The sequence below is a fragment of the Microthrixaceae bacterium genome (genome assembly GCA_023957975.1).
Lineage (GTDB): Bacteria > Actinomycetota > Acidimicrobiia > Acidimicrobiales > Microtrichaceae > JAMLGM01.
Genome location: JAMLGM010000018.1, coordinates 22,201 through 28,200 on the forward strand (window position 1 = coordinate 22,201; position 6,000 = coordinate 28,200).

At 66.1% G+C, this 6,000-nt stretch carries 6 protein-coding genes and 1 tRNA gene; 4 read left to right on the forward strand and 3 right to left on the reverse strand.

What is annotated here, in order from left to right:
* The first annotated feature begins 57 nt into the window (after window positions 1-57).
* Window positions 58-975: an alpha/beta fold hydrolase gene (locus tag M9952_16185; GenBank protein MCO5314463.1), complete on the forward strand. Its 918-nt coding sequence runs from the start codon at window positions 58-60 to the stop codon at window positions 973-975.
* Here M9952_16185 and M9952_16190 read toward each other — a convergent pair.
* Both M9952_16190 and M9952_16195 read right to left on the reverse strand, forming a co-directional pair.
* The gene (locus M9952_16190; protein MCO5314464.1) at window positions 964-1,779 is read right to left on the reverse strand and encodes a Gmad2 immunoglobulin-like domain-containing protein; all 816 of its coding nucleotides are present in this window, start codon (window positions 1,777-1,779) and stop codon (window positions 964-966) included. The two genes, M9952_16185 and M9952_16190, sit on opposite strands and share 12 nt — an antisense overlap.
* A 51-nt stretch (window positions 1,780-1,830) precedes the next feature.
* Entirely contained in the window at window positions 1,831-2,988 is a 1,158-nt protein-coding gene (locus M9952_16195; protein MCO5314465.1) for a hypothetical protein, read from the reverse strand.
* A 170-nt stretch (window positions 2,989-3,158) separates the two neighbouring features.
* On the opposite strand from M9952_16195, the gene M9952_16200 reads away from it, so the two are divergent.
* The 3 genes from M9952_16200 (at window position 3,159) to M9952_16210 (ending at window position 5,584) form a co-directional block, all read left to right on the forward strand.
* Window positions 3,159-3,235 (forward strand) — tRNA-Met (locus tag M9952_16200).
* 342 nt (window positions 3,236-3,577) lie between these two features.
* Entirely contained in the window at window positions 3,578-4,822 is a 1,245-nt protein-coding gene (locus M9952_16205) for a site-specific integrase (protein MCO5314466.1), read from the forward strand.
* Window positions 4,823-4,948: 126 nt separating this feature from the next.
* Entirely contained in the window at window positions 4,949-5,584 is a 636-nt protein-coding gene (locus M9952_16210; protein ID MCO5314467.1) for a hypothetical protein, read from the forward strand.
* A gap of 53 nt (window positions 5,585-5,637) precedes the next feature.
* Here the strand turns inward: M9952_16210 and M9952_16215 are convergent, their stop codons facing one another.
* Window positions 5,638-5,841, reverse strand: coding sequence for a helix-turn-helix domain-containing protein (locus M9952_16215; GenBank protein ID MCO5314468.1), 204 nt, complete (start codon window positions 5,839-5,841; stop codon window positions 5,638-5,640).
* Window positions 5,842-6,000 lie beyond the last annotated feature (159 nt).

Consider the following 6,000-nt stretch of genomic DNA (forward strand, 5'->3'; position numbering starts at 1 on the left):
ATCAGCGCACCCGATGTCGGCTGGCGGGAGGCGTCGGCGAGGTGTGAGGCTCTGGCCATGACAGTCACGACATCGACGGTGGCGGGGGCAGGCGGCATCGGCTTGGCCGTCTATGAACGCAACATCGGAGCGGATGAAACCGTGGTGCTCATCCACGGGTACCCGGACAACCATCGAGTGTGGGAGCCGGTGGCTGATCGACTCGCCGATCGGTTCCACGTGGTCACCTACGACGTACGTGGGGCCGGAGCTTCCGAGGTGCCCGACGAGGTGGAGGCTTACGGCCTGCCGTTGCTCGCCGCCGACTTCCGAGCGGTCGTTTCGGCCACGGTGCCCGAGGGTCGCCAGGTTCACCTGGTCGGCCACGACTGGGGGTCGCTTCAAGGGTGGGACTTCGTGTGCGACGAGCGATGTGTCGACCTCATCGCCAGCTACACGTCGATATCGGGGCCGAACCTCGACGCGGTTGGCGAGTTCATGCATCGCGGCGGCGCGGAACCGCCGCAGCTCTCGACGGTGCTTCGTCAGGCACTGAAATCCTGGTATGTGATGGCGTTCCAGATCCCCAGGCTGGCACCGGCTTATTGGCGTTCGTCGATGATGGCCAAGACCTGGCCCGAGTATCTCGCCAAGGTGGAGCGGGTGCCTCAGGGGGCGATACCCGTCGGCGAGGAGCTGCGTCAGTGTCAGGCGGACGGGGCGAACGGCGTCAACCTGTACCGGGCCAACATGATGACCAAGATGCGCCGACCGCGGCGCGTGCACACCGACATCGCCGTGCAGGTGGTGGTTCCGTTGCGAGATCGCTATGTGAGCCCGGCGTTGGCCGAGTCGGTCGTCGGATTATGCGACGACCTGGTGTTTCGCCAGGTCGATGCCGGCCACTGGGTGGTGCTCAGCGACCCCGATTCGATCGCCGAGTGGATCGCCGAACACGTCGACCGCGTCGATGCCGGCCGGTCATCAGCCGAATGAGACGGTCACCGCGGCTGCCTCGCTGACACTTCCGTCTTTGGCCGAGGTCGTCCAATAGAGGATGGTGCCGGTCGGCGTCGTCGGATCCTCGAATTCGATGCTCTCGCTAAACGGGCCCATGTCCCCCATCGAGCCGCCCATGACGAAGGTTCGAACCAGCGGAGCGGTGCTGTCGCGGTCGTACACGGCGACGTCGACGGTCGCTTCGAAGGCGGTGCTCGTACCGCTCACGGTGACGGGGGAGGTCACGGCTCCGGTCGGTTGATCGGGGACGATGTTCGACGTAGCCGCGCCGATGACAACCCAGTGGTCGTCCGCGTCGAGGCGAACCATCACCGTGGTGGTCGGGCCGTTGTCGGTAGCGCGCACCTCGACCTCTCCGGAGCGGTTGTCGCCCTGCATGAACTCGCCGACGATCGGGTCGGTGAACCTGGCCAGATCGACGGCGAACGACGTGGCCGCGGCGACCGGATCGTCAAAGGTGTCGCCGTTGAGGAGCGGCCACACTGCGACGACGTCCTGGGTGTCGGGTTCCTCGCCTGACGAACCGGTCGTGGTCGTCGGTGAGATGGCCGAGTCGGTGCTGGCGGCAGTCGTCGTAGCGTCGACGGTCGTTGTGGTGTCGGCGGCGTCGTCGTCGGCATCGCCGCACGCGACCGCTCCGAGGCACAGCGCCGAGGCCAACACGACCGAAGCGATACGGCGTGAGGTGGCGCGTCGGTGCGTGGATACCGATCGAGTGAAGGAATCTGGTGTTGGCACGTGAGATGCGCAGGCGTTGTGGATGTCGCGGAGGTCGGTCATGTCGGTCTCGATTCGAATCGTCGGTGAGGGTGGATGGTGAGGGTGGGTCGGCTAGTCGATGATCGGGGGAAGCGGGTTCGGCGACACGACAGTCCCAACGCTCGGGGTTGTCGACGGTGGCACCTCCGACAGCGCCACGACGGTGTCCATCAGCGCGGAGAGTTCGCGGCTGAGCGTCGACAGCGTGACGTCGGGACGGAAGGTGATCTTGGCGCCGAAGGCGATGTCATCGGTGTGGAATGTCGGTTCATCGCCCACGCCGAACCCGAGGTGTGGCGGGCCGCCGGCGGCGACGAAGTCGGAGTAGCGGTCGCGGTCGACGCCGACCAGGTTGGGCTTGCGGGTGTGGAACCAATCGTCGCGCGCCGAGGCGAACGTCGAAGCGAGCACCAGGAGGTGGTTCCAGTCGAAGTCGTCGGAGGTCGCGGCGCCGCGATGGCGAAGCGAAACGAGCGCCTCGGGGCCCCGGGGGATGAACAGCGTCCCGCCGGTGGAAGGAATCTCGTCAGACCGCGTGCGCTCGTGCAGATAGACGACGATGTCGTAGTCGGGCAGGGAAGTCGGTCGACGCATCTCGAGTCCCCAACGCTTGCCGCTGCGACCCGAGGTGGAGGCGATACGGATTCCCTTCGCGTGGGCTTCGGCGCTGAGCTGTGACACGAGCCATGCGGAACGAACGCGCAATGCCGCGACGGGGCTGTCCTCGAGGGCGATGCCGCTCCAGGTCGTGTCGCCGTCGGCCATCGGCAGCGCGGTGTCGATGTGTTCGATCCAGGCACGGGCCGTCAGCGACACCCACGTGTTGTCGCTCGTCGCGTGACGCCCCAGGACATCCTCCCAACTCCAGGCCTGCCACACGGAGTCGTCGGGAAGCGGCGTCGGAAGCGAGCCGAGATGGATGATGCCGCGCACACATTCCTCCGGGAAGTCGGCATCGATCGCGGCGAGCAGGTGGGGGTTGATGTCCTCCATCACCGAGGTTTCGAGCGCCACGATCGGCCGACCGGCGGCGGTCACCACGAGATCCACGGTGCGGCCGCGGCCGAGTGGAAAGTCCCGGCGAACCAGGAATGCGTTCGAGTCGACTCCGCCGAGCAGGCCGGCGAGGGTGTCCGGGTCGGTGAGGATCAAGGTGGCCAACAAGTCGGCCCAACTCGATTCGTCACTGAGGGCGAGCAGGTAGGTGAGAGAAGGAAGCGGGGAGGTCACCGGACACCTTTCGAACGAACCGCGTGCCCTTTGTGTAGCCGATATGCGGCCGAAGCGGAGGTCGAATACCGCAACTTTGGCGGTTTCGGGGATGGTGGGCGGCCTGAGAGCCTGCCCAAGTGGTCGTTTTGTCGGACGCGGTTGGGGTTGCTAGGGTGACGTCACCTCATCGCGGGGTGGAGCAGTTCGGTAGCTCGTCGGGCTCATAACCCGAAGGTCGCAGGTTCAAATCCTGCCCCCGCCACCATCTGAAATGCCTGGAATGAAGCCCTTCTCGACAACTGAGGAGGGCTTCTTCCGTGCCCGGACCGATCGATTTCTACTGTTTTTTCTACTGTGCGGCCCGGGATCGACAACGCAGGCCCACAACGGGACGTCACGCGATGGGATCTCGACCCGTCGCGACGCCCGGTCTCGAGCGGCCCTTCTCGTCGGCCCAGGCGAGACGATGGGCACCTGAGGGTCGATCTTCGGGTTCTGGTGGCGTAGGGTCGATCCAGCAGCACCTGATCCCCACCGGACGTCCAGGGATCGACGGCCTTCGTGTCTGGCAGACGTCCCCAATCGGTTCGAACCGAAGGGGACGCTGATGCGTGGATCCATCCAGAAGAAGGGCAAGAAGTGGTACGCCGTGGTTTATGGCGGCGTGAACCCAGCGACCGGCGAGTACCGCCGACGCTGGGTGCAGGCGGGCACTCGGCGCGCTGACGCCGAGAAGCTGCTGGCCGAGCTGGTCAAGCGTGCCCATCGGGGCGAGACGGTGGTGAGCGAGAAGCTCACGCTCGGCCAGTACCTGACCGAGCGCTGGCTCCCGATCCAAGAAGCGCGGCTGCGCAAGAGCACCTACGAGTCCTACCGGCGCAACATCGAACTGCACGTGGTGCCCGGCCTGGGCCGACGGAAGCTCGACCAGCTCACGCCCGAGGACATTGACATCTTCTACGCAGCGTTGCTCAAGAGCGGCCGCAAGAAGCGTCCGGGCGAGAAGGGCCCGGCCAAGGGACTGGCCCCCAAGACCGTGCACAACATCCACGTGATGTTGAACAAGGCGCTGAGCGACGCAGCCCGCAAGGGCACCGTCGTCCGCAACGTGGTGTCCCTCGCCGATGCACCATCGCTTCAGGCGCGCAAGCGGACAGAGATCAAGGCGTGGGAGGTCGATCAGCTCATCGCGTTCCTCGACGCCATCGAGGTCCACCGCATGGGACCTGCGTTCTTCCTCTCGGCGCACACTGGGATGCGTCGTGGGGAGGTTCTCGGTGTGCGATGGCGCGACATCGACCTCGACGAAGGTCGGGTGTCAGTTCGTCAGGCGCTGGTGTCGGTGGCTTACGAGGTGTCGATCTCCGATGTGAAGACCGGGGCGAGCCGCCGCACGATCGACATCGACGACGATGTGATCCGGGTGCTGCGCGACTGGCGCAAGGCTCGCACTGAGGAGTGTGACGGCCTTGCTCCCGCAGCGGATGACCTGGTGTTCGTGAAGGCGGACGGCACGTCGATGCACCCGGACATCTTCAGCCAGTTGTTCGACCGCACCGTTGCGAAGGTCGATGTGCCGAGCATCTCGCTGCACGATCTGCGCCACACCCATGCCACCTTGCTGCTCAAGGCTGGCGTGAACGTCAAGGTGGTCAGCGAACGACTCGGCCACGCCAACATCGCCTTCACCATGCACGTGTACCAGCACGTCCTCCCCGGCATGCAGGCCGCAGCCGCTGACGCGTTCTCACTGCTGCTGCGCAACGAACGCAACAAGGCGGAGCCGGCAGTCGATGCCAGCGACGGCGACGAGACCGCAGCCGGTGGCACGCACGACGAGGGCGACGGGTGATCGGCGCGGTCGACGAGGCGCTCTCGGTGGATGCACCTCCAGAGGTAGCGGTGACTGGCTCCGCCTCGACAGACCTGGAGCTGCCGAGGCGGCGAAGATGGAGCGGTCAGCCGCAAGGAGCCACCGATGGATCCAACCGAAGAGAACTCGATCTCGGTGCTTGGCCGAGACCTACTGCTCGTTGATGTCGGTGGTGGTGCCGAAACCCATCTCGCCGAATTCGCCGACCGGCCGGGGAGGTCCGCTCGACACGAGGGAAAGGAGGGTGCCCCGCTTGCCGGACGCTGGAGCGACTCGACGCTGTGTGGCCGGACCTGGAACCGGATGGCCGCCGGTGCCGACGAGATGTTGCCGCTGTGGCGCGACCCTGCGTTCGCTCCGACCTGTCGTGGATGCCTTCGCATCCTCGACTCTTGGTTCCCGACAGCCGATACTCCCTCGGGTGTGTGGCTGCTTGCTGCGGTGGCGGCCGAGGAGGTCACCAGGTTCAGCTCGACGTACGTCACCGGTGTCCCCGTGGAGCACGTCGAGGCGACACGCGCCGCGATCCGGAAGGTACTTCGCTCCAACGGCTTTGGTTCCAGCACACGGGTCGTCGAGGGCGTCGTGCATGTCTGGTCCGACGACGCCTACGAGGCGATCGACCCGGCCGAGATCCGTGCCAGCTTGACCTCTGCCATCGAACGGATGGCGACCGGGGTCGACACTGCGCCCGATCGCGATCCCGACTCGACGCCCGGCCCGATCGACTGGCACACCTAGGTCATCGAGTAGCTCCTGAGCCCGAGGGCCGGCTTGACCGGCTGAGACCGCCGTCAGGCTGGTCTGCCGAGCATGCGGTCGAGGTCGGCGCGGGGGACACGGAGGGTGCGGCCGATCTCGATGCAGGGGAGGCCGTGTTCACCGCCGGTGGCTCGCCACTGGCGTGCGGCTGCGTAGGCGGCGTTTCGGCTGATGCGGAGCACGGCTGCTGCTTCGTCGATGGTGAGCACCTCGACGCTGTTGTCGGTGTCGGTCATATTCTTCTCCTGGCAGATCGAGGGTCGTGCTGGGTAAGCCGATGCGGGGCCCGTGGTGTCGCGTGCGGTGGTCAGATCCCGATCGACCGCTCCGCCGCTGCTGGCTGGTCTGCGCGGTGGGCGAGTTCCCACGCGGTCTTCTCGCCGGTGGATCGGTGG

Coding starts and splice junctions, on each gene's coding strand:
- M9952_16185 (MCO5314463.1), top strand. CDS start 58: ATGACAGTCACGACATCGACGGTGGCGGGGGCAGGCGGCATCGGCTTG.
- M9952_16190 (MCO5314464.1), bottom strand. CDS start 1,779: ATGACCGACCTCCGCGACATCCACAACGCCTGCGCATCTCACGTGCCA.
- M9952_16205 (MCO5314466.1), top strand. CDS start 3,578: ATGCGTGGATCCATCCAGAAGAAGGGCAAGAAGTGGTACGCCGTGGTT.
- M9952_16210 (MCO5314467.1), top strand. CDS start 4,949: ATGGATCCAACCGAAGAGAACTCGATCTCGGTGCTTGGCCGAGACCTA.
- M9952_16215 (MCO5314468.1), bottom strand. CDS start 5,841: ATGACCGACACCGACAACAGCGTCGAGGTGCTCACCATCGACGAAGCA.